The sequence below is a fragment of the Phycicoccus sp. 3266 genome, from assembly GCF_031456495.1.
Lineage (GTDB): Bacteria > Actinomycetota > Actinomycetes > Actinomycetales > Dermatophilaceae > Pedococcus.
In genome coordinates this window covers 350,766-374,293 of sequence record NZ_JAVDUW010000001.1, presented here as the reverse complement: position 1 = coordinate 374,293, position 23,528 = coordinate 350,766, and the positions used below count along the sequence as shown (strand labels likewise).

Sequence of the window (23,528 nt, the reverse complement as noted above, 5' to 3'; positions counted from 1 at the left end):
AACCGACCCGGGGGGCCGGGCGAATCGGTCCGTGGGACCGGCAGACAGGGCGGCCGTGGCAGGGGCGGACACCCGCAGCACCAGTGGGCTCCGACGAGGAGGAACAAGACCATGGCTGCGACGACGCTCGAGATCCGCGACGGCAACCCGTGGTGGCTGAGCACCGACATCTGGGTCGTCCCGGGCGACGACCCCACCGGCCCGCCGGGCAGCCCCGTCGGGGGGCAGACCGCATACGTGTGGGCCACGGTGACCAACCAGGGCCCCACGGACGTCGCCGACGCCCGGGTGGACTTCGTCTGGGCCGACCCCTCGCTGCAGGTGGCCAGGTCCACCGCGCACCCGATCGGCTCCGGCTACGTCACCGTCGCGGCCGGTCAGTCCATGGACGTGCTGTGCCTGACGCCGTGGCTGCCGGTCGTCGTCAACGACGGCCACGAGTGCCTCGTCGCCGTGGTCGTGTCCTCGGCGGACCCGCTCCCGTCCCCGCTGCCGGACGCCTACGACCCGCCGACCTACCACCAGGTGGCCCAGCGGAACCTGACCGTGCTCGAGGCCGGTGGCCAGATGAGGGTCCTGACCCTGACCCTGGTCGCACCGGCCAGGGTCGCCAAGTCCGCCCACGTCCGGATCGAGGAGCGCCAGAGCCTGGACCGCGACCTGGCCGAGCACCTCGGCCTGTCCCACCTGAAGCCAGCCCGGCCGGGCACCGTCAGGGCCACGCTCGCGGTCGGTCCGGCGCTGTGCCCTGACCCCTCGTCCGAGGCCAAGGGACACCACGAGCTCGACGTCCGGGTCGCGGCCGGGACCCGGGTGCCGCTGCGGCTGGCGATCGACGGGCGCCGCCTCCAGCGCGGCCAGTACGAGGCGGTGCACGTCGTGGAGCACGACGGGGACCGCGAGACGGGAGGAATCATGTTCGTGGTCACCCATGCGAGGGACACGGGCGCGCACCGGGACGACGAGGGGCAGCACGACGGCGACCGCCAGCATGACGGCGACCGCCAGCACCACGGGGACAAGCACCGTGCTGGCGAGGGGGAGGAGCAGTCATGACCGCCACGCCGCTCCAGGTGCTGAGCCGCCCATTCGCGGTCGAGCCGATCACCCACGTCATGCTGCCGGACGGCATCTTCGACAACGCGATCTACAACCTCGAGATCACCTGCCACGTCACGAACACCTCGTCGGCCGACCTGACCGACGTCGAGGTCTACCTCGAGGGCGTGAGCGACCCCGGGGTGGCCGTCGTGCCGCAGACCCACACCCTTCCCCGGGTACCGGCGAACGCCACCGTCACCGTGTCCTGGCGGGCGAACTTCGAGAACGCCAGCCCGGGCAAGCCGCGGGTGAGCGTCGTCGCCACGGCGGCGGGCTTCTCGTCCCGGCGCTCGCTGAGCCAGATCTTCGTGACTCAGACCCGGTTCGACACCACTGCGCAGGCGTGGACCTGCACCCTGGACGAGGGGACCCTGACGATGTCCAAGGTCAAGGTCATCGGACCGGGTGACGCCTGGGACCGGGATCCCGCGGACGGGAAGTGCCACGACACGCCGCTCGGCCCCTGGGTGCCTGTGGGGTTCACGGCGGAGTGGCAGCCCAACCCGGCATACGAGGGTGTGCACGGGGACCTGCCGTTCTCCGACCCGTGGTGGAAGGTCGTGGCGCTGATCGTCTTCATCATCGCGGCCCTCGTGGGCATCATCGCGGCCGCCGCCGGGGCGGGGACCTTCAACGTCGGCGTGAAGGGGACGTTCGAGGAGACCGACCCGAGCGTGAGCTGCTGCACGCCCGCCCCCAAGACCGAGTGGACCGTCGCAGGGGTCGCCGGCGTCGTCGCCAGCGTCGCGCTTGCGGTCGCGTGCTCGGACGCCGCGGACCCCTGGTGGCGCGGGCAGGAGGCGACCCCGCCCGGTGCCGGGGAGAAGACGCTGGCGGAGAAGGTCGAGGCGTCGTGGAGCCTGCCCCAGGCGCCGAACGCGGGGGAGGCGTACACGGCCGACGTCGAGTGGACGTACACCCGCACGACCGACGCCGGCACCTACACGCACTCGGTGAGCGAGACCCAGACGAACATCCACGTCTGCGACGACGTCACCGTCACCACGCCGTCGGTCGTGCACCTGTGGGACCCGCTGTGGGTCAACGCGACCTTCACCCGCCCGGACACGTCGCAGTTCCGCGGACCGGAGCTCTACGGGCTGTGCGTCTTCAGGTCGCCGGGCCCGGACGGCCTGTTCTTCGTGGAGAGGCTGACCGACGACGGGCTCGGCAAGGACCCCGCCGCCAACGACGGCACGTATGCCGCGACGTTCGACCTCGAGCGCGCCGCGGGCATCCTCGCGAAGAACAAGCTGCCCGTCGACGGGCGGTGGCGCGTCTTCGTCTACGGGCAGGACGTCAACCTCACCAAGCCCGGCACCCCGCCCGAGGTGGCCGCGCAGACGATCGGTGGCTTCATGGTGGCCAGCGCGCTCACCCTGACCTTCGACCCGAACCTGCCGTGTCCGCTCAAGGCGCAGGCCGTGATCGACGTGGTGTGAGGCCCCGCCACCGGGGGTGCTCGCCGGTCGTGCCGTCCCCCACGCACGCACCGGCCAACCCCCGGGACGGCCGAAGGCCCGCGACCGTGAGTCGCGGGCCTTCGGTGGTGGTGCGCCATCAGGGACTCGAACCCCGAACCCGCTGATTAAGAGTCAGCTGCTCTGCCAATTGAGCTAATGGCGCGCGAGGAGAGACATTAGCAGGACGGTGCCGTGCAGGTGAAATCGGCTGCTGCGGCGGTCCTTTCGCCGCACGGAACGGGCCTGCCGCCCTGCGCTGAGGCAGGTCGCCCGCCTCGCCGCGGAGGGTCGGCGGTCACGCTGCGTGCGGTCAGCCGGCCCGGCGGCGGCGCGTCGCGGCGACGACGGCCGTGCCCGCTGCGAGGGCCAGGGCGGCGACCCCGACGGCCAGCCCCAGGCGCTTGGTGCGCCCGTCGTCGGCGCTCGCCGGGGCCGCGTCGGCCTGGGCCGCCGTCGCCGTCGCGGAGCCCGTGGGCGCGGGCGACGCGGACCCGGCCGACGGCGTCGCGGCCGCGGTCGCGCTGGGCGACGGCGACGCGGCGAGCTGGAACGTGGTCGTGTCGGACACCGGGTGGCCGTCGGCGCTGACGACCCGGAAGGCCACCGTGTAGCGACCGTCCGCCAGGCCGGGGCGCAGCGCCTGCGTCACCACCGCGCCGTCGACCACCGCGCGACCGCTGCCGACGGAGCCGCCCGGGCCGGTGACGGTCACGGTCGCGAAGCTCTCGCTGATCGGGTCGTCGAAGGTGAGCACGACCTGCGTCGGGGCGGTGGTCAGCTGCGCGCCGTCCTTGGGGGAGACGGTCTTCAGCGCGGTGTGGGCGTCGGCCCCCACCGCGAACACCACCTGCGCCAGCACTCCCAGCAGCAGTCCGAGCACCGCCGCCCAGACCGTGATGCGGACGACCTTCTGCTGGCGCTTGGTGGGGACGAACACGCCCTCCATGGTGCCGGACGCGGCCGGGGACACGGCGAGGGCCCCCGGACCTGTCGGTCGGGGGCCCTCGGTGTGGGGTGAGTGACGGGACTTGAACCCGCTAATGCACCACCTCTGACCTGCGCTTTTGCGTCGCTGAGCACGAAACTGTGCGTTCTCATGGGGTCATCTTGGGCCCTGATGGCTGCTCTTGGCGGTCGGTGTGACCACGGTGTGACCACAGAGGGTAGACAATGACTGCTCTTTGTCTGCATACTGTGGTCACTGTCCACGTCGGATGGTCAAGGATTCAAGGGGAACGTCATGCAGATCACCTTCACCACCGTTCGCCGCGGCGAGCGAGTCGGAGCCGTGGGGGACCGGTACATCGGCCGGGTCTTGGGCGACTTCGCCACGGGCTTCTGGGCCATCCGCCCGGACGGCCACCGCCTGCCCGGACACTGGGACGCCCCCGAGGAGGCCTTCGAGGTGCTCGCTCTCGAGGCGGCCTTCGCGACGGTGGCGGCGTGAGCATCCTCAGCCGCATGGTGATTCCGCGGCACGAGCCGTCGAGCGGCGAGGTGACCCTGCCGCCCCTGGACGTGCGCAAGCCGCGGCTGTGGGACGCCGACGACCTCGGCTACACCCAGCCGCGACGGCTCGGCTGGTGGCGACGCGAGCGCTGCACCGACGGGATGCACCTGTTCGACGTCCTGGTCGCCGAGCAGACGCGATACGCCGACGACGACACCGAGACCATCCGATTCGACGCCACCCTCACGTGCGTCCGGTGCGGCCTCGTCCAGCGTTGGGACGGCACCCGAGCAGCGGGCGACGACAACCACCACGACATCGACCCCACCCCCGTGCAGGCCGGCGAGCTCCTCGCGCAGCAGATCCGCAGCGGGTCCCTCCCGCACTGGATCATCCACCGCGACGGCGCACCTGTCGGCGCGATGGAGGCTGCTCGCACGCGGCGCGGCCGCTCGTACATCGCGGCACGCCTGGACGAGTGGGCGCCGGGCGACACCGTCGAGGGGAAGGACCCCCGTGGGGCGCTGCGCGCAGTGGCACGAAGGGTGCAAATGGGTAGTCCTACTGACGCGGAAGCCGGACAGCGTCCATAACCTCTGGACATGGCGATGATCACCGACGTGCGCGATCTTGAGCTCGCGGCCGAACACGTTCGGCGCTGCCAGCGCTGCCGTGCCGTGGACCGCCGGGGGCTGCGCCGGATCAGGGGACTGATGCTGTGCGGGCTGTGCGAGCTCATCGCGAAGGCGCGCTGGCGCCTGCAGTAGGCCCGTCCCAGCCCGGCGGGACGTCGTACGGCTGTTTGGGGTCGCGCGCCTTGGCCCGCTGGGGGTCGATGACCCGTCCGATGCGCATGGCGCTGACGCGGTGGTACTCGACGCCGTTGATCCGGCACCTGGCGCCGCGGCCGACGAAGGTCCAACCCTCGGTCGCGAAAGCCTCGGCGGCTGCGTCGACGTCGATGTCGGGGTGGAGGTCAATCAGCCGGTAGGTGGGCTCGGTCGCGCGGGTGCCGCTCATGTTTCGAAGGCTAGGCCTGGCCCCAGACGGCGGCATTGTCGGTGGCGTCCGCTTCACTCAAGTCAAGTCCAAGTTGACGACGTTCCCGTCCAGCCTGGAGTACCGTGGAACCCATGTCTCAGGGGGATGACCAAGTGACCATCAGCGTAGAGACCGTGAAGTTCGAGCTGCACGGAAGACTGGACGACCTCCTACCTCAGGTCGGGAAGACCCACATCAGTGTGCGTTGGGAGCCGAACTCGCGCATCCTCCGCGTCGGCGTCTGCATCGACAACTACGACTGGGACAACCGGATGGTCGTGCTTGAGCGACTCCTCCAGTTTGAGGGGGACCACCGCGACGATTTCGCTCTAGAGTTCGACATCGTCCCCCTGATCGCCGTCGAGGACCCCAGTTTCGCCACTGCCTGATGGGAGCCAGGGCATGGCATGTTGCGCGGGCGGAGCGCAACAAGGAAGCGGCCGACTTCCTCGCCGAGGCGTTCGAGGAGTGGTCGATGACCGCCCTCTTCTACTCGGCCTTGCACTACGTGCACTCGACGTTGGCCGACGAGGCCTCCATCCCCAAGGACGAGCGGCATCCTCGCAAGCACACTCAAGTTGGTGGCGCGGATGGCCGCGGCGTCAACCAACTCGTACGTGACCTGTATCCCGAGATTCACCCCCAGTACCGGTCGCTCTTCGAGCTGTCCTATCGGACCCGCTACGACGTCGCGCAGCTGGGGCCGATGGCGGCCATGATGGCGGAGAAGCAGTGGCGCGATGTCCGTGACTTCTGCCTCGGCAAGAACCAGGGCAGGCAAGCGCTGAAGGCCAGGGACGTATAGCGTCGTCCTCGGGGAAGTGCGCCCCCGCTGGGGGATAGCCAGCGGGGACGCGACGGCCGTGGACGGGACTAGTGTCCGGCCGTGCGCGCAACGCTCGTGGCATTGGGGGCGCGCGCACATGGACCAAGGTCCTGCGACGGGCCTGGCTTGGTGGGTCGGCTGCGTCGTCCAGACAGTGGGCGCCCCCGCCGGGTGGACTGGCGGGGGCGCGGCGGGTTGACCAGGAAAGGGCCCGCACTCGTCACTGTGTCGGCGACGCCGAGCCACGGGCAGGGACCATGGTCCCTGCCCGAGAGGATTCGGTGGGTGACGGACGAGGAGCGCCCCCACCGCGCAGGGGTTCACGGTGGGGGCGCAGCTGCGACCGGCTTCTAGGCGTGAGGGTTACCTGCGGTCGCCGCGGCCTTCAGCGTAGGTGCACCAGGACCGGCGTGACTGGTGCGCACGCGCTACGGCGAGCCGTCCTTTTGGTGGAGGCAGGGGCTCGTGCGGCGGGAGCATGCTGGCGGGGGTTGTGAGGGCGCTCGCGTCAGGGGTCTGCGGGCGGTCGCCGCGCTGGGTAGGGGACGGCCTGGCGCGGCGGCGGGACCTGCAGGCACGACGAAAGCGCCCCTCCTACCCGAAGGCAGAAGGGGCGGGGGACCTTGGTCAGGGACGGTCCCGTTCTGAGGCTACTGGCTCAGTACTCGAGGTTGATTTCGGGGCCGCGGTGCACCGGGGTGGCAACGCCGTCAGGCGCGCCAGTCCGTAGAATCACGGCTCGTCGGCTGGGGCCGGGGTGATGGCGACGTCCGCGGGCGCCTCGACGACGGCGGTGTTGCTCTTGGTCGTGTTGGACGCGGCCATGCCGGCCAAGGCGGCACCGATGGGAACGAGCGCCCCTCCGGTGCCGATGGCCCACTCCGGGACGTCGTGCTGCAGGGCGCCGGCGTAGGCCGCGACGGCCGAGATGATGAGCGTGGCCACGCCGTACACGAGGTAGAGGTAGAGCCGCACCTGGGCGGGGATGATGACGAACGGGTTGGTCACGGTGCCTCCTCAGGCGAAGATGGACTTCCAGGTGTCGGGCCCCACGACGCCGTCGACGTCGAGGAACGTGTGCTGCCGCTGCCACTGGCGGACGGCGCGCTCGGTGGCCGGGCCGTAGTCGTTGTCGACGACGAGCCGCGGGGACGGCTTCATGCGCGCGTTCAGCTGGCGCTGGACTTGGCCGACGTACCGGTTCCGGGCGCCGAGGTGCAGCTCGTACGGGTACCGGGGCGCCGCGAGCTTAGGTATCGACGACGCGGGCGGGGCGTCGTACGCCGGCCGGTAGTAGCCGCGGATGCCCCACGACCGGGTGCGCTTCCGGCGGTACACGCCTCCGCCGTTGTTCTGCGAGCCGGAGTCGTCGGGGCTGGTGTTGCCCTCGATGGTCTGGATCGTGGTCGCGTTGACCTTCTCGACGATGCCGATGTGGATCGCCTCGGACGCGCCGAAGCTGTACAGCACCAGGTCGCCGACGCGGGGGCTGGCGAACCAGCGGCCCTTCCGTTTCGCGAGCGCCTCGATGGCGGGGCAGTAGAACATCGCCTGCCCGTCGAACTCCTCGAGCTCGCCGCCACGGTTGAGCCAGTCTGACACGGCGGCCGCGCACCAGGGCTGCCCCTGCCAGCTCGGCCGGTACTTCTCCCAGTAGCGGGTGATGTTCCCGTTCGGGTGCTGGGCGTCGCGGCCCTCGACGTACCCGATGTCGGCGGTGGCGGCGCGGAGGGTGGCGGCGAGCGTCACTGGTCTGCCTCCTGCGGTGCGGTCTCGACGGTGTCGTCCTCCGGGACGGTGTCGACGGTCGGGTCCTGGTCCGCCGGCTGGCCAGCGGCGTGCTCGGGCGGCACCGGCCCGGCATCGACGAAGGGGAACGGGGTCTCGGACATGGCGGGCTGCCCCTTTCGCGGGGTGGAGGTGATGAGGTGGTCGAGCTCGTCGACGAGGACCCAGAGGACGCGTGCGCTCTCACGGTGACCGGTCCGGGCTTCGTCGTAGGCGCGGGCGTGGAGCCGGTCCCGTAGGTATTGCAGGGCGGCGATGAGGGCCGTCATCCGTCAGAGGCAGATGCCGAGGACGCAGACGGGCCCGGGGATCGGGTCAGCGGGTTTGGTGGCCGTTGGCGTCGGGCCGGGTGCCGTCGTGGCCGTGGGCGTTGCCCTTGGGGTTGGCCTTGCCTCGGTTGGGGCCGGGTCCGGCCGGCCCGGTGCTTTTCCCGACACGGTCCCGGCTTCGGCCGTGGTGCCGGTAGGTTGGGGAGTGGCCGGCGCGGGGGCGGCGTCCCCTGCCGAGCGAGCCGTACTCCCCGTGCCCGTCGGCGTCGGTGAGCTGGTCGAAGTAGGTAGCGCGGCGCAGCGCAGATCCGTGGCCGCCTTGGCCAACACCCTCCGGGCTTGGGGTCGCGCGGACTGCTCGAGGGTGCGGATCGCGGAGCACAGGACGGCCCGCTGCTGGTCTAGTTGGGCCTGCGTCTCGGTCTTCTCGCGGTCCCGCTGCTTGCCGCGGTCGGAGAGGAACTCGCGCAGCTGGCGGGTCTCCTCCTGCGACAGGGTCGCCGAGTCCTGGGCGCTGGTGGCCTTCTCGTTGAGGTACAGCGTGATCCCGATGACGGCGGCGATGATCCCGAGCAGCCCGATCGCGGTGATCCAGTAGGCGCGGATGCGGCGGATGCCGGGGGCGACGGGGTCGTCGGTGCGCATGGGTCCGCCGTGGGCTTCATGGCGTCCGGTCATGTTGCCCCCTGATCGTCGTGGACCCGGGCCGGGGAGGCGGGGTCGATGCCGTGGGACCACAGGAGGGTTTGCAGGCGCGTGTTCTCGATGCGCAGCTTGCTGTTCTCCTCGTCGAGCTCCTTGTTCTCGGCCTCGGAGTCGGCAAGGCGCTTGTCGACGCGCTGGTCGAAGTCGCGCTGGCGTCCGGTGCGGCCGGACATGATGACGCCGAAGAAGGCCAGGAGGCCGGAGCCGGCGATGGCAGCGAGGAGCTGGCCGAGGGTGAGGCCGCCCATGGGCTACCCCCGCCCACGCAGGGACCTCGCGCGCTGTGCCAGCCAGTAGATCGCCCGGTCGTACCAGGTGAAGCCGCTGGGGGCGACGGCGCGGGCGCACAGGTAGTAGAGGACGGCGAACGCCAGAGGCTTGGACAGGGCGCCCCAGGCGGGAACGCTGCCGATGCTGACCCACGCGGCGACGATCATGCCGGCGAAGAAGAGGTAGTAGCCCACCCCGATGGCCAGCGTGATGTTGAGGGCGCGGGGGTGTTCGTGCCCGTCGCGGCCGATGCCCCAGGCGACGGCCAGCGCGCCGGCGAGCAGAAGCACGCCCCAGGTGCGCATGCCGCCGGGGACGGCGGACAGTGCAGCGAAGGACCCGGAGGTGGCGACGGCGTTGCCGCCGTACGCGTAACCGGCGCCGTCGAACAGGGCCACGCCAACGAGTAGCCAGGCGAGGGTGTGGACGGCGACAGTTCGAGACGGGTGCGGGACTTGCGGCGCATGCATGGGGTCCTCCAGCGGAGGGATGGGTGTTCCTTGTGGTGATGCCACGGGGCCTCCCTGCGAGGTCGGGTGGTGCGGGGTCAGTACGAGCCGCGGAGGCGGCCGGCTTGGTGGGTGGCGCCGCCGGTGCGGAGCCGCTTCGGGGTCACGCCGAGGCCGTCGCCGCGGTGCAGCAGCCGGACCCAGGACTTCTTGGTGTCCGGCTTCCAGTACCGGAACCTCGGTGGGGCCATGTGCAGGCTGATGTTGAATGTCGTCTGCGCGATGCCGACAACCTGCTCAGAGACCAGCGGCAGGCTGCCGTGGGCGACCTCGGTGACGACCTGCATCTTGCGCTCGACCGTCCGGAACGCGGCGGTGTTGTCGAGGCCGGCCGCGCCGACGAACTCGAGCACGACGTTCCCGCTGAACGCGGTATTGGTGAACACCGGGTCGTTCGGCTCGAAGTAGGGCTCGGTCGGCCATGCCACGTTCGCTGCCTGCACCGACGTCAGGACGTGGAGGTCGGTCAGCTGGTCGGTCCCGATCGTGGCCTGCGTGATGGTCAGGGTGAGGTAGCCATCCCAGCTGTCGAAGTCCGACACCTGGGACGCGGTGTTGCCGTCCTCCCACACCACGTAATCGGACGTGCCGGGTATCTCCGTGTAGTCGACCCCGTACTCGAGGTCGTTGAGCTCCCACGGGAACGACTCCCGCTCCGGGCGGACCCGCAGGGCATCGAACATGGCGGTGGTGACGAGCCGCTGCACGAATGCGCCGGTGTTGCCGTTGCCAGCGTCGAGGTCCGCCTCGGACGCAGCCCTTGCCTCGAAGGCGTTGCGCTGCTCGACCGAGCTCGTCGCACCCGACCACGCCTCGGCGGCAGGGTGCAGCGGCGCGAGGAGCGTGTCGGGAGGCGTGCCGATGGCAGCCTGCCCGTCGACCTCGACGACCGTGACGACCGTGTCGATCGGGCCGAACACCGAGTACGAGCGGATGCCGGGGTCGACCCAGTCAGACCACGGCACGTCACATCTCCTGCGGCGCTGCGCGCATGTCGCCCTCGATGAACGTCGAGGCCGCGGAGAACTCGGCGACGTACAGGTACCCGGTGGGGGACCAGTACTCGATGCCGGCGTCCTGGAACCGCCCGGTCAGCGGGGCATTCGTGCCCTCCGAGCCGGGGTAGTAGCCGAGGGCGTCGCCGTTGCGGCCCCAGCCCTCGAGCCAGCCGAACCGGTCCTCGAGCAGCTCGCGGTGCGTCTCGCCGGGGGAGTCCAGCGTGAGGGGATTGGCTCCGATGTACCGGACGCAGTCGGCCGAGGTGATCGGCTGCGCGAACAGGAACACCGCGAACCGCGATGCCGGCGCGGTCCGCATCGCGATGCGGGACACGCTGCCGAACTCGGACATGGGCACCCGGATGACCGTCCAGAGGCCGCCGAACAGGGCGTGCCGCTCGATCTGGCCGGCGCCCGACTCGCAGTCCCACGGGTCGATGACCGGCTTCGTGCGCGTCTTCCCGGGGCGGCGAGCTGGGTCCTGCCGGTTCGCGTTGTTCCGGGCCCGGATCTGGGCGAGCGTGAGGGCGTCGGTCGCCTTCTCCGCCACCTGCAGGGTCACCGAGCCCTTGCCGGTCCAGTCCCGCGACCGCTGCGCGATGTGCAGCACGACGTCGCGTCCCTCATAGCCGATCAGCTTGATCCGGTCGCCGGGCTGGATCGTGAAGCGGGAGCCCTCGCGGGGGTCGACGGACAGGGTCAGCGTCCCGGTCACGCCGGCCGGGTTCTCCCGGTCGATGATCTGCTGGGCGGACTTGATGCCGTCGGCCAGGGTGACGTCGGTCCCGAAGTCGACCTCGTCGGAGACGACGGTCATGGTCGGGTCGTATGCCGGGTCCTTCCCGACGATCGAGCCGGTGGCGCCGTACCGGTACCGCTGCGTCCCGGGCACCCACGCGAGGGGAAGCCGGACCCACGCGTCGGGGTTGCCGTTGAGCGCGCCGACGTCGAACGTCTCCGCCCACGTCTGCGGGCCCACGACCCCGTCGACCTGGATGCCGTACTGCTGCTGCAGCTGCCGGCAGACGGTGGCGTCGTTGCTGTTGTAGACGCCGTCGACGGTGATCCCACGGAAGCCGAGCGCGATGGCGCGGCGCTGCCAGGTCGAGACGCCGTCGCCGGTCGAGGTGGCCGCGTCGGTGGTGCCGATGGTCATCACCGCACCCGGCGAGCTGAACGGGTAGGCCGGGGCGTGCGTCCCGCGGGGGAAGCGCTTGTTCATCCAGACGCCGCCGTCGCTGCGCTGCCCGCGGCCGTAGATGACGTTCCGTCGCTGGGTCGTGTCGGTCGACAGGGACACGGTGACGCCGCGCTGGCCGTTCGTGATGGTCCAGTCGACGCCGGTCTTCTTCTGCCGCATGACATACGTGCAGGCGGTGCCGGGCTTCTTCGCGACGGTCCACTGGTTGCCCGAGGTGGTCCACGCGTCGCCGAGCAGGCCCTGGACGTACTCCATGATCTTCTCGCCGGACGCGCCGCGCTGCAGGGTGCGGATGCCGGCGCGGACGGTCGGAACCTTCGGGTACCGGCGCGAGGGCACGCTGTTCAGCGTCTTCGGGATCCAGAAGCCGATGTCCTGCGCGGTGTAGAGCTGGCGCGGGATGTGGGCCGCCGACGCCGCCGCATACAGGGTGCCGCGGGCCTCCCACGACTTCTGCGCGGAGGTCTCGTCGTTGCCCGAGTCGTCGGACACCAGGTACCCGTGGAACAGGGTGTCGATGACGCCGGTCGGCCCGTTCTCGTCCCAGCGCTGCATGACGTAGTGCACCGTCGCGTCGGCGCGCAGCCATGCGAGGGCCGGGTCTGTCTTCTTGTCGAGGGTACTGATCTGCGGGAACTCGACCGACAGGGAGCCATCGCCGAACGGCTCGGACGCCGTGTCGGACTTGACGAGGGTCCGCGACCCGCGGAAGTAGGTCACGTCGCGGCCGGCGATCAGCAGGTGCGGCACGCCGACGATGCCGCGGGTGACGGGCAGTTCGTCGTACACGTTGTCGGGCACGACGAACTGGCCGGTGTCCGGGTCGACGCGCGCGCCCGCGAGGGTGGTGAGGTCCGGCACGACACGCGACGCGCGCATGATCGGCCGCTCGTCGATCGTCGTCGGCATGGCCGCGAGGGGAGGCACGAACGTCGCCGAGCCAGACCCGATGATGGGCATGAGGGTGCGCTGCGACAGGTCGGACGACCACGGGGTCCCGACGGCCGGCTCCGAGCCCGTACCGACGCCGAGGCCGTTCCAGTTGAGCGCGCCAAAGCCCGAGCCGTGCGGCGTCGTGTCGACGACCGGCGCGGTCCCGTGGCCCACACCGGTCCAGCCGAACGTGCCGGTTCCGCTGCCGTGTCGGTTCGCGACGCCGGGCTTGTGGCCAGACCCCGAGCTCGTCCAGCCGAAGGTGCCGGTGCCGGTGCCATGGCGGACGGCCATGGCCGGGGCGTGGCCGGTCCCGGCTCCCGTGATGGTCAGGGCGCCGGTCCCGCTCCCGTGACGGCGGCTGTGGCCCGTACCGGACCCGGTACGGGTCAGGGTGCCGGTGCCAGCTCCGTGAGGCTTCGGCGCGACCGCCGGGACCAGGGCCTCGGCATACGCGACGACGAGCTTCGACGGGGTCGCCGACGGGGCGGCCAGCGCTTCGACGGCGAACGCGGACAGGCGCCGCGGGGTGGCCGTGGGCGCGACAAGGGCGTCGACGCCCTCGGCGAGGAGGCGGGAGTCGGTCACGGGTTAGGCGACCTCGGCGCCGGCCTCGAGCGCGTTCACGCCCGCGGCGGTCCATGCGGCCGACGTGGCAGGGTCCGACTCGCGGATGGTGCCGGACCATGCGGGCGACGTCGCCAGACCGACAACCGGCCCGTAGTACACGCCCGCCCCGGACTTCACCGCCGTCTTCATGTTCGCGTTCCCGGCGTCCGACTTCTGCGCGATCATGCAGTTCTGGATGCCGTGCACGACCCCGGAACCACTCGGCAGGTCGCCGAGGGCGTAGGTGTCCCGCTGCCCGACGACCGCAGACGCGTTGTAGTCCGCCGCGTCGAAGGGGGTCTCGTCCACGTTCTGCCAGTTCGTGGCCGACCCGGTCGGTGCGAGCTGGGTGCTAGAGCCGGCCCCGCTGGGTCGGAGCGTGACGACCTGGCGGTCGCCAAGGAAGTCGTTGTTCGGCATCCCCGCAATCCCCGAGTCGACCCCGGAGCAGATGTACACGTCATCGAACCAGTACCGGATCGACCCGCCGATGACAGGCTGGGAGAGTGCCAGCGCGTCGAGCGTGGTGTTCGTGCCGCCGTTCTTCGTGTCACCGGTGAAGTCGATGACGGTGATGCCGTCGACCTTCACGATCGCGCGACCGCCCGAGTCCGCGACGGTGGCGGACACCTCGATGTAGTGGAACACGCTGAGGTCGACACCGGATGCGGTGGCGATCACTGTACCGCCGCGGGTGAGCTGCAGCTGGTTCCCCGATCGGGCCCGCAGGCTCAGGTGGGAGGTGGCCCCGGCGTCGCCCTTGAGGATGAGGAAGTCGCCGTCGTCGGCGGTGTTGTTGCGCTTCACGCCGAGGCCCACGATGACCTTCGCGGACGCGGTGAAGGAGCGCTGCCGCGTCTGGACGCCGCTGCCGCTGGTCAGGCCCAGGCAGAAGCCGGTGCCGAGACGACCTGCGGCGTACTCGACGGCGGCGGTGTTGCTGCCGATGGTCGCCCAGCGCAGGTCGCAGTCCTGCATGTCGAAGCCGTCCATGTAGAGCAGAGCCATGCTGGCCCCCTGTCTGAGTCGCGGTCGGTCAGGCGCTGGCGGCGGTCTCGGTGACCGAGTCGACGACGTACTCGCCGGCGGCGTTGAAGGCGTTGTCCCCGGCGAGCATGGCTCCGCCGCGGTAGGTGCCGCCCGATGCCGCCGTCCAGTACCCATACCGGACGGCCGGGCCGTTCGCGGCGCCGCCGGTGAAGGAGATCGGGCCGGCGGTCAGGTTGCCGTTCGCGTCGGACACCAGGGCGATGGGCTGGCGCGGCGCGGTGGACTCGCTGCCCGAGCTGGACGTGTCGCCCGCGGTGTGGATGGACAGGTGGGTGATGGCGGCGGCGATCGCGTCCGAGCCGATCTTCACGGTGGCGGGGGTGAACATGGGGGCGTCTCCTTGGGTCGGTCAGGCGAGGTCGGTGAAGTTGTCGGGGGACTCGACGCGCAGCGTCAGGGTGATGTTCGAGGTGCCGGCGGCGAGCTCGAGCGGCTGCGCGAACCGCCCGGACCACGCGACCACGCCCTGCCCCGGGGTGGGGCTGTCCGCGAGCGCCCACCAGCCGATGACGCCGAGGTCGTCGACCGTGTCGGGCCAGATGACGTCGAGCTCGACCGCCCGGTCGGCGGCGGCCGGCCACGCCGAGGCGGGCACCTGGATCCGCTGGTAGCTCGGGGCGTCCGGCTCGGTGATCCCGACGTACCCGTCGGGGTCGAACACGGGCTCGGTCTGCGACAGCAGTAGCCAGCGGGTCGGGCCGCCGGCGAACCGGGAGTCGAGGGCGGCGTTCACTTCGGAGTCGATGCCGAACACGTCAGGGCTCCTGGGGGAAGGTGATGGCCGGGGTCGGCTGGACGGGCACGGTCAGGTACACGACGCGGCGCCGGTTGAGGACGTCGACCGCGCTCACGGCCGGGGACGACACGTCGGCGGCCGAGGCGCGCCACACGTACGAGACGCCCTCGATGACGCGCTCGAGCAGAAACGGCCCCGCGACGGCGTCGAACAGCGCCTCCTTGCGCTGCTCGACCTCCGCCCAGGTCGCGCCCTTCACCCGGATCGCGACCGTCTTACTCAGCGCCTGCTTGCGCGCCGGGCCAGCCTCGCCATCACCGTCGACCCACGGGGACGTGACCGTCTTCCGGTCCCAGCGGACCTCGTCGTCGGAGAAATCGGCGAGCCGGTACCCGTTGCGGCCGTCGCCGGCCTCGAGCACCACCAGGCCTGCCGTGTCCCGGATCCGGGCGATCCCTTCGATGACCCTGCGCATCATCCGTCCTGACTGATCAGGGCAGCCTCGCGGCGCCGCTGGAATGCCTGCTGCTCGAAGTCGTGCACGTCGGCCGAGACGAGCTGGTCAATGTGGATCGGGGTGTGGTGCGTGACGCTGCTCGACGACGACGCGGGGCCGCCCCCGACGGACGCCGGGTGCAGCTGCATCGCGTTCGCGGCGGCGAAGAAGCGCTCCCCGTAGAAGTCGACGGCCGGCTTCTGGATGACCCATTCGCCGTTCGACCCCATGAACGGGACCGAGTCCGACTTCGACGTGCCCCCGCCGACGATGGGGCCACCGCCGGCGCGGTGAATCTTCGGGGTGCTGTCCCCGGGGAAGGTGATCGTCAGCCCGCCCTGACCCTTGCTGTTCGCCGCGTCCTGGCGGCGGTCGCGCTCGTTGGCGATCTTGGTCTCGATGTACGTGTGCGCCACGGCGCCGTCGAGGTTCAGCAGCTCCTGCCGGGTGTCGCGGATCCGGCGGAGCGCCTCGCTGTTGCTGACGGTCAGCTTCACCGGCTTCGGCGCCGGGATCGCGAGGGCGATGCCGAACTCGGCGGCGACGCGCTCGATCTCGGACTTCTTCGAGTGCAGCGCCTTCGCGAGCTGCTCCGCAGTCGCCTTCCCGCCCTGCGACGCCTTCACCTGGGCGATGCCCATCGCGACGTCGAGGTCCTGCGCCAGCGCGTCCGTCGGGGCGTTCACGGCCATGGACGTCAGGCGGGCCTGCTCGACGACTGAGGCGTTCAGCTTCCGGATCTGCGCCTCGGAGTCGTTCATCATCTTGATGAGCGTCGCCGAGTTCTTCCCGACGAGGGCCTCGAGCGCCGGGCCGGCCTGCGTGGGCCCCTCGGCCAGCAGCTTCGCGACGACCTGCGGGTCCAGACCCTTCCGGGTGACGGTCGCGATGTCGTTCGTGAACTTCTGCGCGGTCGCGATCGACGACTTGTACATCGCCTCGAGCCCGGACGCCCCGACCTTTGCGTTCGCCTCGGCCTGCGCGTCCCGGGCCTTGGACACGGCAGCGTCGGCGCGCTCGATCGCCTGGGTGTCGGAGATCGTCTTTTTCTTCTTCGCGGCGATCCGCTCGCGGGTGTCCTGCGCCGACTTCTCGGCGGCAGTGACCTTGTCCGCGGCCGACTTCGCGTCGTCGGCTGCCTTCTGCGGGTCGTACTTGCCGAGGACGTCGAGGTCGCGGGAGAACGCGGTCGAGGCCGCGTCCATGTCGCCCTGGATCTTCTTCGAGAGGGCGTCGACGGCGTCCTTCGCCGTCTCGGCGTTCTTCCCGAGCAGCAGCACGGTGGAGGCCATGGCGCCGCCGGCGCCCTCCGCGCTGCCGAACGCGACCGCGGCGTGCCCACTGGAGCGCGCGAGCAGCTCAGTGGTCTTCTGGGTCGCGGTGGTCTGCTGCTCCGCGCTGGCGAGGGCCTCGCTGTACGAGGGGAGCGCCTTCTTGATGTCGTCGACGCCCAGCCCGGCCTTGGACCCGGCGATGGCGAGCTGGGAGAACACCTCGGACGCGCGCTTGCCGTTGCCGCTGTTCACGAGCTGCGTCAGGACGGTGTCGATCTCGCCGAGCCGCTGGTGCGCGACGTTCATGTTCGAGAGGTTGTCGAAGCCGAACATCGACAGGGTCCCGGAGAACGCGGCGTCGAACTTCTCGAGCCCGGACGGGTCCAGCGCGGACTTCAGCGCGTCACCGACGCTGCTGACGCCGAGGTCGATGTTCGACAGCTTCGCCGACTCGGCGAACCGCCGGTTCAGCACGGCGAGGGCGTCTGCGTTCGAGGTGAGGTCGTTCGCGAGCTGCTGGTCGCCCCACGCGGCGAGGGACTTCGACGGGTCGCCGCCGGCCTGCCCGGCCACGGTCAGGGCGGTGGTGGCGAGCGCGAGCCCGCGGGCCGCCTTGCCGGCGATGGTCATGCCGCGGGCGGCGCGCTCCTCGGACGCGATGCCGAGCTCGACGATCGCAACCTTCGCGGCCTGGATCTTCGGCACGGCGGCGAGGAACGTCCCGCCGAGCAGGAGACCGCCGGTGGTGAGCGCGGCCGCCGCGACGGCCGTGGTCTGCATCCCGTCGGGGAGCTGGCCGAAGGTGTCGACCATGTGCTCGGCGTTCTGCGTGAGCCCGCGCAGGGCGCCGTTGGCCTTCGACCCGTTCTTCACGAACACGGCGTCGAGGGAGCCGCCGAGGCGCTCGATGTCGCCCTTCCAGTTGTCGGTCAGCTTCGCAGCCTGACGCTGCGCGTACCCGGCGTCGTTGACCTCCTTCGTCCACGACTGGATCGCGCTGGCGCCGCCCTGGTACAGGGCGATGGCGCCGTTCATCTGCTCGTTGCCGAAGATCTGGCCGAGGGCCTGGTTCCGGGTGGCCTCGTCGAGGGGGCTGAGGCGCTTCTGCAGCTCGGCGGCCGCGCCCTCAATCCCGATGAACTTCCCGCGGGCGTCGTACATGCTGATGCCGAGGTCGTCCATCGTCTGCTTCGCGATCTTCGACGGCGACGTCAGCGACAGCAGCATCCCGCGGAACGTGGTGCCCGCCTGCTCGCCGACGATGCCCTTCGATGCGAACAGGCCGAGCGTGGCGGTGGTCTGCTCGATCGACACGCCCATGCTGGCCGCGGTGACGCCGGCGTACTTCTGCGCCTCCGCGATGTCGGCGACGGAGCCCTGCGCCTTGCCGGCAGCGGCGGCATACAGGTCGGCGACGTGCGACACCTGGTTGCCGCGCAGCCCGAACTGGTTGATCGCGGTCGCGGCGATCTCAGCCGCCTGCCCGACCTCGAGCTGCCCGGCCGCGGCCAGGCTGAGGGCGCCCTTCAGGCCGCCACCGAGGATGTCGGTGGCCGAGATCCCGGCCTTTGCCATCTCGGTGATGCCCTGCGCGGCCTCGGTCGCCGAGAACTGGGTGTCGGCGCCGAGCTTGATCGCGAGCTGCCGCAGGTCGTCCATCTGCGCGCCAGCGCCGGGCAGGGCCGCGGCGGCCGCGGACATCGCCTGGTCGAAGTCGGCGAAGCGGTGCACGGCATACGCGAGCCCGGCACCGAGGGCGAGTCCGGCGACCTGCGCCCGGGTGCCCATCTTCTCCCAGTCGGTGCCGGCCTTCTTCGTCGACTTCTCGGCCTCGTCAGCGAACTGCCGGACCGTCGCCCGCATCTGGTTGACCGGCTGCACGAAGCGGCTGATGACGGCTTCGTACCGGACGGATACAGCGCGGTTGCGGTCAGGCACAGGACACCTCCCGGGTCAGGTCTCGTCGTCGCTGGTGTCCCTGATGAACAGGACCTGGCCGGGCTGGGCCGCTTGGGGGTTCGCCTTGCGGTACTCCTCGAGCGCCGCGCAGGCGTGGCATACGAGGGTGTCGTCCACTTCGTAGAAGCCGGACTTCGCCTGGTCGAACGACTCGGACTGCGGGTGCCCGCAGGTGTGGATGCTGTTCTCGAACTCGACCAGGGCCACGGCCGCCTGCCGGTCCTGTGGGGTCCAGACCTGCGGGTCGCGCCCGTGCCGGATCGTCCCGAGTGGGACGCCCCAGCGGGCCGCGGTCCGCAGCTGCAGCAGGATGTGGCGGTTCCTCGGCTTGCCGAGGCCCTGGATCACAAAGGGAGGTCGACCTGCCCCTGCGTGAGGTTCGTCATGGCCGTCGTGATCTTCGTCCACTGGCCGGCGTTCAGCTTGTCGCGGAGCTGCTTCGCGCCGTCGAGCGTGAGCTCGTCGCAGCCCTCGGCCACGATGGCGATGAGGTACGCCGCCGAGTCGAGCTTCCCGTCCTTCGTGTGCTCCTTCAGGAGCTCGTCGATCCGGGACTGGGGCAGGCCGCGCAGGTGGAAGGTGCGCGCCGAGCGCTTCATCAGCGCGTAGTTCGCGTCGATCTGCTCGGTGATCGCGGCGGACTCATGACCGTGGTCGGCGCCCCGGTCGTCCTCGGGGACCGCGTTCTCGCGGTCGAGGGCCTTCCGCAGCTCGAGCTGCAGGCGCTCGTCGATCGCCAGCAGCTTCCCGGCGCCGTACACGGTGACGTCGCCCTCAGGGAGGCTGAGGTCGTCGAGCCACGCATCGAGGGACTGCGACTCGGCGGGGGTGGTCTGGTCTGTCACGGGTTCTCCTTCACGGGTGGTCACGGGTGGTCACGGGTGGAGCGCCCGCCGGCCCCGCACCCGTGACAGGCGGGGCCGGCGGGAGTTCATCGGCTCGATCAGGCGCCGGCGCCAACGATGGCGCGGGAGTCGACGAGCTCGGACTGGACGAAGAAGTCCTGGCGGAACTTCTCGAACCCGCCGTTGTCCGGGACGGGCAGGTTGCGCGGGGTGCCGGTGATGACGCCGTACACGGCGACCTCGTCGGTCGCGGTGATGGCGACGTCGAACCGCTTGCCCTTGCGCTCGACGAGGAAGCCCTCGATGCCCTTGTGCGTGAACGTGGTCCACGCCTTGTCCTCGGCGGTGTCGGTGAAGCGGAAGAAGTCCATCCCCGCCTCGTAGTTCGTGTTCCCCGGGACCGAGGAGTTGCCATCGGCGCACAGGGCCGGGTCGTTGACCGACTCGTCACCGGTGGGGCCGAGGTTGTAGTTCGCCTTCGTGACCAGGCACGAGAGGTCGAGGACCCCCGCGGCGGTCAGCTCGGCGACGGTCGGGGCCGACGGGTCGGCGATCCCGCCGTCGGGCACCCAGAGCAGCTTGGTGTTGGCCTGCGCCAGCATCTTGGTCATGCGGTGTCACTCCTTGGTGAACTGGGCGACGAGCTCGTCGCGGGTGAGTGCTTCGGCCTCGTCGCTGGTGAGGCCATTCCGGGCGGCATAGGACCGCCAGGTCTCGGTGGAGGCGGACTTCGCCGGCATCTCGTCCGGGTTCTCCGCCTGCGCGCGCCGCTCCTTCGGGGCGAGCTTCAGCTCGCCCGCGACGAGGGGCGGGTAGGTCGCGGCGACGCGGCCCTTGCGGCCGTTCGCGTTGACGATCGTTCGCATGGGAACGGCCATGGGTGTCCTCCCGCTGGGTTCGGATTGGGTCAAAACCGGCGCGTCGGATGCCCCGGTCGGGTTCAATGGCGGGCTATGCGCAACCTGCCTGCCCTGTTCGCCCTGCTGGTCGTCTTCCTGGTCGTCGTCGCGCTGGCGACGCTCGTCGTGAAGAAGGTCTGGAAGGGCTAGTCGTCGGTGGTGACGGTGAAGCCGTTCACGCTGTAGAAGACGAGCCGCTCAGGGTTGTCCCGGTCCGGCCGCGCCGGGCTCGAGGTGACATGCTCGATGAAGCCGGTCCGCCCTTCCGCGGACAGCGTGCGGCCGGCCAGTGTGGTGACCCGCTGGCTCACGTACCGCACCATCCCGGGGCTGTCTCCGACGCTGGTGACGGTGAAGTCCGACACGGCCCGCGACGTGCGCCCGGACAGCTCCTCGCTGCCCCACACGCCGTCGTCGGCCGCGAGCACGGCATACGGCAGCTCCGGGTCCTCGAGATCCGCGGTGTCGTCGAACGTGCGGCCGGCCTCGGTGTCGTACACGCGGGACACGCCGGCGGCGACCAGCGCGGCGACGATGTCACCGAGGGTCGGCTCGACCGGGTTCGTCACAGGACACCGTCGATCACGGCGTCCATGTACCGCTCGATCACGGGCGCCTCGTGGTGCAGCGCGAACGCCGGGTCCTTCAGCACCGGGGCGGTACGCGAGTTGCCGTAGTACAGCAGCGCGAGGGAGCCGACGTCGCCGGTGGTGGGACCGACCTCGAACGCGATACGCGAGCGGGTGACCGTGCGGTCGTAGGTGATGTCGGCCGGCATACCGGGCGCGTGACGGACGCCGCGGGCCTCGCTGCGCATCTGGTTCTTGATGTTCAGGGCGCCCTTTGACGCGACCTGCCCTAGCTCGCGCACGACGCGGCTGCCAGCTGCGGCCAGGTCGCGCTCGAGCGCGCGGACTTCGCTGACGTCGACCTGCATCACTCGGCCTCCTTGCAGCGCATCCGGCGGGCGGTGGGGTAGCTCTGCTGCGCCATGGGCGCCTCGTACGAGAACGACCGTCCGGCGAGCTCGGGGTCGCCGGTGGGGTTCACGGTGACGATGCGGACGGTCGCCTTCCGCGCCGGTATGCCGGCGCGGCCCTGCTCGGTGTAGCCGTCGCCGGCGAGCGGGATGGACACGATGCGGTCGCTGACGGCGAGCGCCTGCCCGGCCGCGTCGGCCTCGGCAGCGGCGAGGTTCGGCTGGCGCACCCGGCAGGGCCCGGAGTACAGGGTCACCGGGGCGGGGGCTTCACGCTGCCCGGTGTCGGGGTTGAGGGGGCCGCGGCCGGCGCCGGGCACGGTGATCTCGCAGGTGTCCTGCATCATCGCCAGTGCGGCGGCCTGGCCGCGCATGGCGGCCGCCTCGGGGTTAAGCACCCGGCACCCGCCAGGACGGGATGCCGATGCGGACCGAGCCGAAGAAGCGCTGCGAGCGCAGCGCGAGCAGCGCGAGCTCGGCGGGGCTGATGTACAGGGCGCCGGTGGAAACGGCGGCGTCGATGGTCTCGGAGTAGTCGTCGATGCTGGTCGACCGGACCGCCCCCGGGTTCCGCAGCACGCGGATGACCATGTCCTCGACGACGCCCTTCACGGTGTCCTCGTCGAGGGTGCCCGCGTCGATGCGGGCCTGGATACCGGCGGCGCCGCCGGGCAGCCGGCTGATCGCCTTCGCGATGAGCCGGTCGATCTGCCCGTCGACGTCGTTGTCGGCGGGGATGGTGAGCCCGAAGGCTGCGAGCCGCACGTCGGCGGCAGTGATCTGCAGAGCCATCAGGCTCACCATCCCTTCGTCATGTCAGGTCCTCAGGCCTTGCCGAGGATCGAGACGATGTCGGCCTTCGTCTTCGCGTCCCCGAGGTCGACCGAGTTGTCTGCCGCGTAGGCCTTCAGCTCGTCGACCTTCCAGTCCTCGGAAGGGGTGCCCTCCGGGTAGGACCGGGCGTCGGACGAGTCGGACTCGCCCCACGCCTTCGGGTTCGTGATCTCGTCGGCGACGTCCTTCGGCGGGGTCGAGCCCGCCTCGTAGAGCGTCCCGTCGACCCACACGTTGGCCGCGAGGGCCTTCCCGCCGGCCATCAGAGGACGTCCGCCGCGAAGGACAGGTTCGCGTTGGCGAGGACCGGCATGCCGATCGCGTCGCCGATGACCTCGACGCCCATCGGGGGCTTCGGGTTGCGGTAGACACCGGCCACCAGGCCGGGCTGCTCCGCGTCCGCGATGCCCCAGTCGGAGTCGGTCGACGTCAGGGTGCGACCCCAGAACGTCGCGCCGAGCTCGGTGCCCATCCAGTCGTCGGTCGCGACGGGGGCCGGGAGCAGGAGCACCCGGTCGTCGGAGACGACCTTCTGGGCGACGCCGTCGACCTGGACGCGCCGGTCGTACAGCTCGATCGGCGGCAGGCCGGCAGCGACGATGGTGTCGTTGACGTCCTGCAGCGTGGCCGGACGGGACGCGCCGTTGAGCAGCTGCGTCTTCATCTGGTCGAGCTTCGCCAGCGCCCGGGCGGCCCGGGTGGACATGACGATGGAGCCGGGCATCTCGCCGTTGGTGTCGACGTAGGTGTCGCACCAGCCCTGGATCTGGCCCAGGGCGTCGGTGCCGGCGACGGACCACAGCGCCGGCGCGACCACGGTGTGGCCGGCCGAGCGGCCGAAGTCGTCGTCGGCGCCGATCTCGGCGATGGTCGCCTTGCCCGTGACGAGCACGGTACCGCGGAGGCGCTCGATCGAGTCGGCCACCGCGCGCACGACGGCGTCGGTGGTCTGCTGGATCGCGGCGAGCGCCTGCGCGTCGGAGACGTTGCCGCCGCGCGCGCGCAGCTGCTCGTACTCCGACACCGGGATGTTCTGCCCGAGGGCGGGCAGCTCGAGGGTGACGCGCTTGCCGGGGCGGCGCTTGCCGACCTCGGGCTCGGCGTCGTACGCGCGGAACTTCGCGGTGTCGACGAGGCCGTTGGCGCCCTGCACGAACCGCGCGACGATGTCGGCGATCTCGCGGTTCGGCAGCCAGCGCGCCAGGGTGCCCCGGCGCGCCTCGTAGTCCGCGAGCGAAGCGCGCGCGTACCCGCTGAGGGTGGCCGGGTCGATGATGTCGGTCCAGAGCATGA

Annotated in this window: 32 protein-coding genes and 1 tRNA gene; 7 read left to right on the top strand and 26 right to left on the bottom strand. The window is 70.9% G+C overall.

What is annotated here, in order from left to right; all coding sequences use genetic code 11:
• Positions 1-111 precede the first annotated feature (111 nt).
• Together J2X64_RS01910 and J2X64_RS01905 are read left to right on the top strand one after the other, a co-directional pair.
• Positions 112-1,056: a hypothetical protein gene (locus tag J2X64_RS01910; RefSeq protein ID WP_310148813.1), complete on the top strand. Its 945-nt coding sequence runs from the start codon at positions 112-114 to the stop codon at positions 1,054-1,056.
• Entirely contained in the window at positions 1,053-2,543 is a 1,491-nt protein-coding gene (locus tag J2X64_RS01905) for a choice-of-anchor X domain-containing protein (RefSeq protein WP_310148810.1), read from the top strand. The genes J2X64_RS01910 and J2X64_RS01905 overlap by 4 nt, the downstream gene beginning before the upstream one ends.
• Positions 2,544-2,651: 108 nt before the next feature.
• On the opposite strand, the gene J2X64_RS01900 is transcribed toward J2X64_RS01905, so the two are convergent.
• A tRNA-Lys gene (locus J2X64_RS01900) sits at positions 2,652-2,727 on the bottom strand.
• A gap of 147 nt (positions 2,728-2,874) precedes the next feature.
• A complete protein-coding gene (locus tag J2X64_RS01895) occupies positions 2,875-3,501 on the bottom strand; it encodes a copper resistance protein CopC (RefSeq protein ID WP_310148807.1) in 627 nt (208 codons plus the stop codon).
• A gap of 303 nt (positions 3,502-3,804) precedes the next feature.
• Between J2X64_RS01895 and J2X64_RS01890 the strand changes: the two genes are divergently transcribed.
• From J2X64_RS01890 to J2X64_RS01880, 3 genes are read left to right on the top strand one after another with little or no spacing between them, the layout of a single operon-like run.
• A complete protein-coding gene (locus tag J2X64_RS01890; RefSeq protein WP_310148804.1) occupies positions 3,805-4,011 on the top strand; it encodes a hypothetical protein in 207 nt (68 codons plus the stop codon).
• Positions 4,008-4,607 carry a hypothetical protein gene (locus J2X64_RS01885; RefSeq protein ID WP_310148801.1) on the top strand — a complete coding sequence of 200 codons (600 nt, stop codon included), beginning with the start codon at positions 4,008-4,010 and terminating at the stop codon, positions 4,605-4,607. The genes J2X64_RS01890 and J2X64_RS01885 overlap by 4 nt, the downstream gene beginning before the upstream one ends.
• Positions 4,608-4,616: 9 nt before the next feature.
• A complete protein-coding gene (locus J2X64_RS01880) occupies positions 4,617-4,781 on the top strand; it encodes a hypothetical protein (protein WP_310148798.1) in 165 nt (54 codons plus the stop codon).
• Here the strand turns inward: J2X64_RS01880 and J2X64_RS01875 are convergent.
• Positions 4,750-5,034 (bottom strand): hypothetical protein, encoded by a 285-nt coding sequence (locus tag J2X64_RS01875; RefSeq protein WP_310148794.1) that lies wholly within the window; start codon positions 5,032-5,034, stop codon positions 4,750-4,752. The genes J2X64_RS01880 and J2X64_RS01875 overlap by 32 nt on opposite strands.
• Before the next feature lie 155 nt (positions 5,035-5,189).
• Between J2X64_RS01875 and J2X64_RS01870 the strand changes: the two genes are divergently transcribed.
• A complete protein-coding gene (locus J2X64_RS01870; RefSeq protein WP_310148792.1) occupies positions 5,190-5,444 on the top strand; it encodes a hypothetical protein in 255 nt (84 codons plus the stop codon).
• Positions 5,444-5,860, top strand: coding sequence for a hypothetical protein (locus J2X64_RS01865; protein WP_310148789.1), 417 nt, complete (start codon positions 5,444-5,446; stop codon positions 5,858-5,860). Before J2X64_RS01870 ends, J2X64_RS01865 begins: the two co-directional genes overlap by 1 nt.
• A 753-nt stretch (positions 5,861-6,613) precedes the next feature.
• Here J2X64_RS01865 and J2X64_RS01860 read toward each other — a convergent pair.
• The 23 genes from J2X64_RS01860 to J2X64_RS01750 all read right to left on the bottom strand — a co-directional run bounded on the left by J2X64_RS01860 (position 6,614) and on the right by J2X64_RS01750 (position 23,526).
• The gene (locus J2X64_RS01860; RefSeq protein ID WP_310148787.1) at positions 6,614-6,889 is read right to left on the bottom strand and encodes a hypothetical protein; all 276 of its coding nucleotides are present in this window, start codon (positions 6,887-6,889) and stop codon (positions 6,614-6,616) included.
• Positions 6,890-6,898: 9 nt separating this feature from the next.
• Complete coding sequence (locus J2X64_RS01855) at positions 6,899-7,630, bottom strand: peptidoglycan-binding protein (protein ID WP_310148784.1); 732 nt, start codon at positions 7,628-7,630, stop codon at positions 6,899-6,901.
• Complete coding sequence (locus J2X64_RS01850) at positions 7,627-7,938, bottom strand: hypothetical protein (RefSeq protein ID WP_310148781.1); 312 nt, start codon at positions 7,936-7,938, stop codon at positions 7,627-7,629. Before J2X64_RS01850 ends, J2X64_RS01855 begins: the two co-directional genes overlap by 4 nt.
• A gap of 3 nt (positions 7,939-7,941) precedes the next feature.
• The gene (locus J2X64_RS01845; RefSeq protein WP_310148779.1) at positions 7,942-8,616 is read right to left on the bottom strand and encodes a hypothetical protein; all 675 of its coding nucleotides are present in this window, start codon (positions 8,614-8,616) and stop codon (positions 7,942-7,944) included.
• Entirely contained in the window at positions 8,613-8,891 is a 279-nt protein-coding gene (locus tag J2X64_RS01840) for a hypothetical protein (protein WP_310148776.1), read from the bottom strand. The genes J2X64_RS01845 and J2X64_RS01840 overlap by 4 nt, the downstream gene beginning before the upstream one ends.
• 3 nt (positions 8,892-8,894) lie before the next feature.
• Positions 8,895-9,311 carry a hypothetical protein gene (locus J2X64_RS01835; RefSeq protein WP_310148774.1) on the bottom strand — a complete coding sequence of 139 codons (417 nt, stop codon included), beginning with the start codon at positions 9,309-9,311 and terminating at the stop codon, positions 8,895-8,897.
• A gap of 149 nt (positions 9,312-9,460) precedes the next feature.
• The gene (locus J2X64_RS01830) at positions 9,461-10,387 is read right to left on the bottom strand and encodes a hypothetical protein (protein ID WP_310148772.1); all 927 of its coding nucleotides are present in this window, start codon (positions 10,385-10,387) and stop codon (positions 9,461-9,463) included.
• A 1-nt stretch (position 10,388) separates the two neighbouring features.
• Entirely contained in the window at positions 10,389-13,142 is a 2,754-nt protein-coding gene (locus J2X64_RS01825; protein WP_310148770.1) for a peptidoglycan-binding domain-containing protein, read from the bottom strand.
• 3 nt (positions 13,143-13,145) lie between these two features.
• Positions 13,146-14,171 carry a hypothetical protein gene (locus J2X64_RS01820; protein WP_310148769.1) on the bottom strand — a complete coding sequence of 342 codons (1,026 nt, stop codon included), beginning with the start codon at positions 14,169-14,171 and terminating at the stop codon, positions 13,146-13,148.
• Positions 14,172-14,199: 28 nt separating this feature from the next.
• Positions 14,200-14,541 carry a hypothetical protein gene (locus J2X64_RS01815; RefSeq protein ID WP_310148767.1) on the bottom strand — a complete coding sequence of 114 codons (342 nt, stop codon included), beginning with the start codon at positions 14,539-14,541 and terminating at the stop codon, positions 14,200-14,202.
• A gap of 21 nt (positions 14,542-14,562) precedes the next feature.
• Positions 14,563-14,967 carry a hypothetical protein gene (locus tag J2X64_RS01810; protein ID WP_310148765.1) on the bottom strand — a complete coding sequence of 135 codons (405 nt, stop codon included), beginning with the start codon at positions 14,965-14,967 and terminating at the stop codon, positions 14,563-14,565.
• A gap of 1 nt (position 14,968) precedes the next feature.
• Positions 14,969-15,424, bottom strand: a complete 456-nt coding sequence (locus tag J2X64_RS01805) for a hypothetical protein (RefSeq protein WP_310148763.1) — start codon at positions 15,422-15,424, stop codon at positions 14,969-14,971.
• Positions 15,424-18,657 carry a phage tail tape measure protein gene (locus tag J2X64_RS01800; protein ID WP_310148761.1) on the bottom strand — a complete coding sequence of 1,078 codons (3,234 nt, stop codon included), beginning with the start codon at positions 18,655-18,657 and terminating at the stop codon, positions 15,424-15,426. The genes J2X64_RS01805 and J2X64_RS01800 overlap by 1 nt, the downstream gene beginning before the upstream one ends.
• Positions 18,658-18,672: 15 nt before the next feature.
• Positions 18,673-19,026 (bottom strand): hypothetical protein, encoded by a 354-nt coding sequence (locus J2X64_RS01795; RefSeq protein WP_310148759.1) that lies wholly within the window; start codon positions 19,024-19,026, stop codon positions 18,673-18,675.
• Complete coding sequence (locus J2X64_RS01790) at positions 19,023-19,523, bottom strand: hypothetical protein (RefSeq protein WP_310148757.1); 501 nt, start codon at positions 19,521-19,523, stop codon at positions 19,023-19,025. The genes J2X64_RS01795 and J2X64_RS01790 overlap by 4 nt, the downstream gene beginning before the upstream one ends.
• A 98-nt stretch (positions 19,524-19,621) precedes the next feature.
• Positions 19,622-20,134, bottom strand: coding sequence for a hypothetical protein (locus J2X64_RS01785; RefSeq protein ID WP_310148755.1), 513 nt, complete (start codon positions 20,132-20,134; stop codon positions 19,622-19,624).
• A 6-nt stretch (positions 20,135-20,140) separates the two neighbouring features.
• The gene (locus tag J2X64_RS01780) at positions 20,141-20,401 is read right to left on the bottom strand and encodes a hypothetical protein (RefSeq protein ID WP_310148753.1); all 261 of its coding nucleotides are present in this window, start codon (positions 20,399-20,401) and stop codon (positions 20,141-20,143) included.
• A 167-nt stretch (positions 20,402-20,568) separates the two neighbouring features.
• Entirely contained in the window at positions 20,569-20,991 is a 423-nt protein-coding gene (locus J2X64_RS01775; RefSeq protein WP_310148751.1) for a hypothetical protein, read from the bottom strand.
• Positions 20,988-21,359 carry a hypothetical protein gene (locus J2X64_RS01770; protein WP_310148749.1) on the bottom strand — a complete coding sequence of 124 codons (372 nt, stop codon included), beginning with the start codon at positions 21,357-21,359 and terminating at the stop codon, positions 20,988-20,990. Before J2X64_RS01770 ends, J2X64_RS01775 begins: the two co-directional genes overlap by 4 nt.
• Positions 21,359-21,775: a DUF6093 family protein gene (locus J2X64_RS01765; RefSeq protein WP_310148744.1), complete on the bottom strand. Its 417-nt coding sequence runs from the start codon at positions 21,773-21,775 to the stop codon at positions 21,359-21,361. The genes J2X64_RS01770 and J2X64_RS01765 overlap by 1 nt, the downstream gene beginning before the upstream one ends.
• Positions 21,776-21,791: 16 nt before the next feature.
• A complete protein-coding gene (locus J2X64_RS01760; protein WP_310148742.1) occupies positions 21,792-22,193 on the bottom strand; it encodes a Gp19/Gp15/Gp42 family protein in 402 nt (133 codons plus the stop codon).
• Between the two features lie 32 nt (positions 22,194-22,225).
• Positions 22,226-22,498 carry a hypothetical protein gene (locus J2X64_RS01755; protein WP_310148741.1) on the bottom strand — a complete coding sequence of 91 codons (273 nt, stop codon included), beginning with the start codon at positions 22,496-22,498 and terminating at the stop codon, positions 22,226-22,228.
• Positions 22,498-23,526, bottom strand: a complete 1,029-nt coding sequence (locus tag J2X64_RS01750; RefSeq protein ID WP_310148739.1) for a major capsid protein — start codon at positions 23,524-23,526, stop codon at positions 22,498-22,500. Before J2X64_RS01750 ends, J2X64_RS01755 begins: the two co-directional genes overlap by 1 nt.
• Positions 23,527-23,528: the final 2 nt, after the last annotated feature.

Bases quoted from the DNA above. Each gene is read 5' to 3' on its own strand.
- J2X64_RS01910 (WP_310148813.1), top strand. From the start codon at position 112: ATGGCTGCGACGACGCTCGAGATCCGCGACGGCAACCCGTGGTGGCTG.
- J2X64_RS01905 (WP_310148810.1), top strand. From the start codon at position 1,053: ATGACCGCCACGCCGCTCCAGGTGCTGAGCCGCCCATTCGCGGTCGAG.
- J2X64_RS01875 (WP_310148794.1), bottom strand. From the start codon at position 5,034: ATGAGCGGCACCCGCGCGACCGAGCCCACCTACCGGCTGATTGACCTC.
- J2X64_RS01840 (WP_310148776.1), bottom strand. From the start codon at position 8,891: ATGGGCGGCCTCACCCTCGGCCAGCTCCTCGCTGCCATCGCCGGCTCC.
- J2X64_RS01845 (WP_310148779.1), bottom strand. From the start codon at position 8,616: ATGACCGGACGCCATGAAGCCCACGGCGGACCCATGCGCACCGACGAC.
- J2X64_RS01850 (WP_310148781.1), bottom strand. From the start codon at position 7,938: ATGACGGCCCTCATCGCCGCCCTGCAATACCTACGGGACCGGCTCCAC.
- J2X64_RS01750 (WP_310148739.1), bottom strand. From the start codon at position 23,526: ATGCTCTGGACCGACATCATCGACCCGGCCACCCTCAGCGGGTACGCG.
- J2X64_RS01780 (WP_310148753.1), bottom strand. From the start codon at position 20,401: ATGGCCGTTCCCATGCGAACGATCGTCAACGCGAACGGCCGCAAGGGC.
- J2X64_RS01805 (WP_310148763.1), bottom strand. From the start codon at position 15,424: ATGCGCAGGGTCATCGAAGGGATCGCCCGGATCCGGGACACGGCAGGC.
- J2X64_RS01765 (WP_310148744.1), bottom strand. From the start codon at position 21,775: ATGCGCGGCCAGGCCGCCGCACTGGCGATGATGCAGGACACCTGCGAG.
- J2X64_RS01815 (WP_310148767.1), bottom strand. From the start codon at position 14,541: ATGTTCACCCCCGCCACCGTGAAGATCGGCTCGGACGCGATCGCCGCC.
- J2X64_RS01890 (WP_310148804.1), top strand. From the start codon at position 3,805: ATGCAGATCACCTTCACCACCGTTCGCCGCGGCGAGCGAGTCGGAGCC.
- J2X64_RS01865 (WP_310148789.1), top strand. From the start codon at position 5,444: ATGGGAGCCAGGGCATGGCATGTTGCGCGGGCGGAGCGCAACAAGGAA.
- J2X64_RS01820 (WP_310148769.1), bottom strand. From the start codon at position 14,171: ATGGCTCTGCTCTACATGGACGGCTTCGACATGCAGGACTGCGACCTG.
- J2X64_RS01785 (WP_310148755.1), bottom strand. From the start codon at position 20,134: ATGACCAAGATGCTGGCGCAGGCCAACACCAAGCTGCTCTGGGTGCCC.
- J2X64_RS01755 (WP_310148741.1), bottom strand. From the start codon at position 22,498: ATGGCCGGCGGGAAGGCCCTCGCGGCCAACGTGTGGGTCGACGGGACG.
- J2X64_RS01770 (WP_310148749.1), bottom strand. From the start codon at position 21,359: ATGCAGGTCGACGTCAGCGAAGTCCGCGCGCTCGAGCGCGACCTGGCC.
- J2X64_RS01880 (WP_310148798.1), top strand. From the start codon at position 4,617: ATGGCGATGATCACCGACGTGCGCGATCTTGAGCTCGCGGCCGAACAC.
- J2X64_RS01760 (WP_310148742.1), bottom strand. From the start codon at position 22,193: ATGGCTCTGCAGATCACTGCCGCCGACGTGCGGCTCGCAGCCTTCGGG.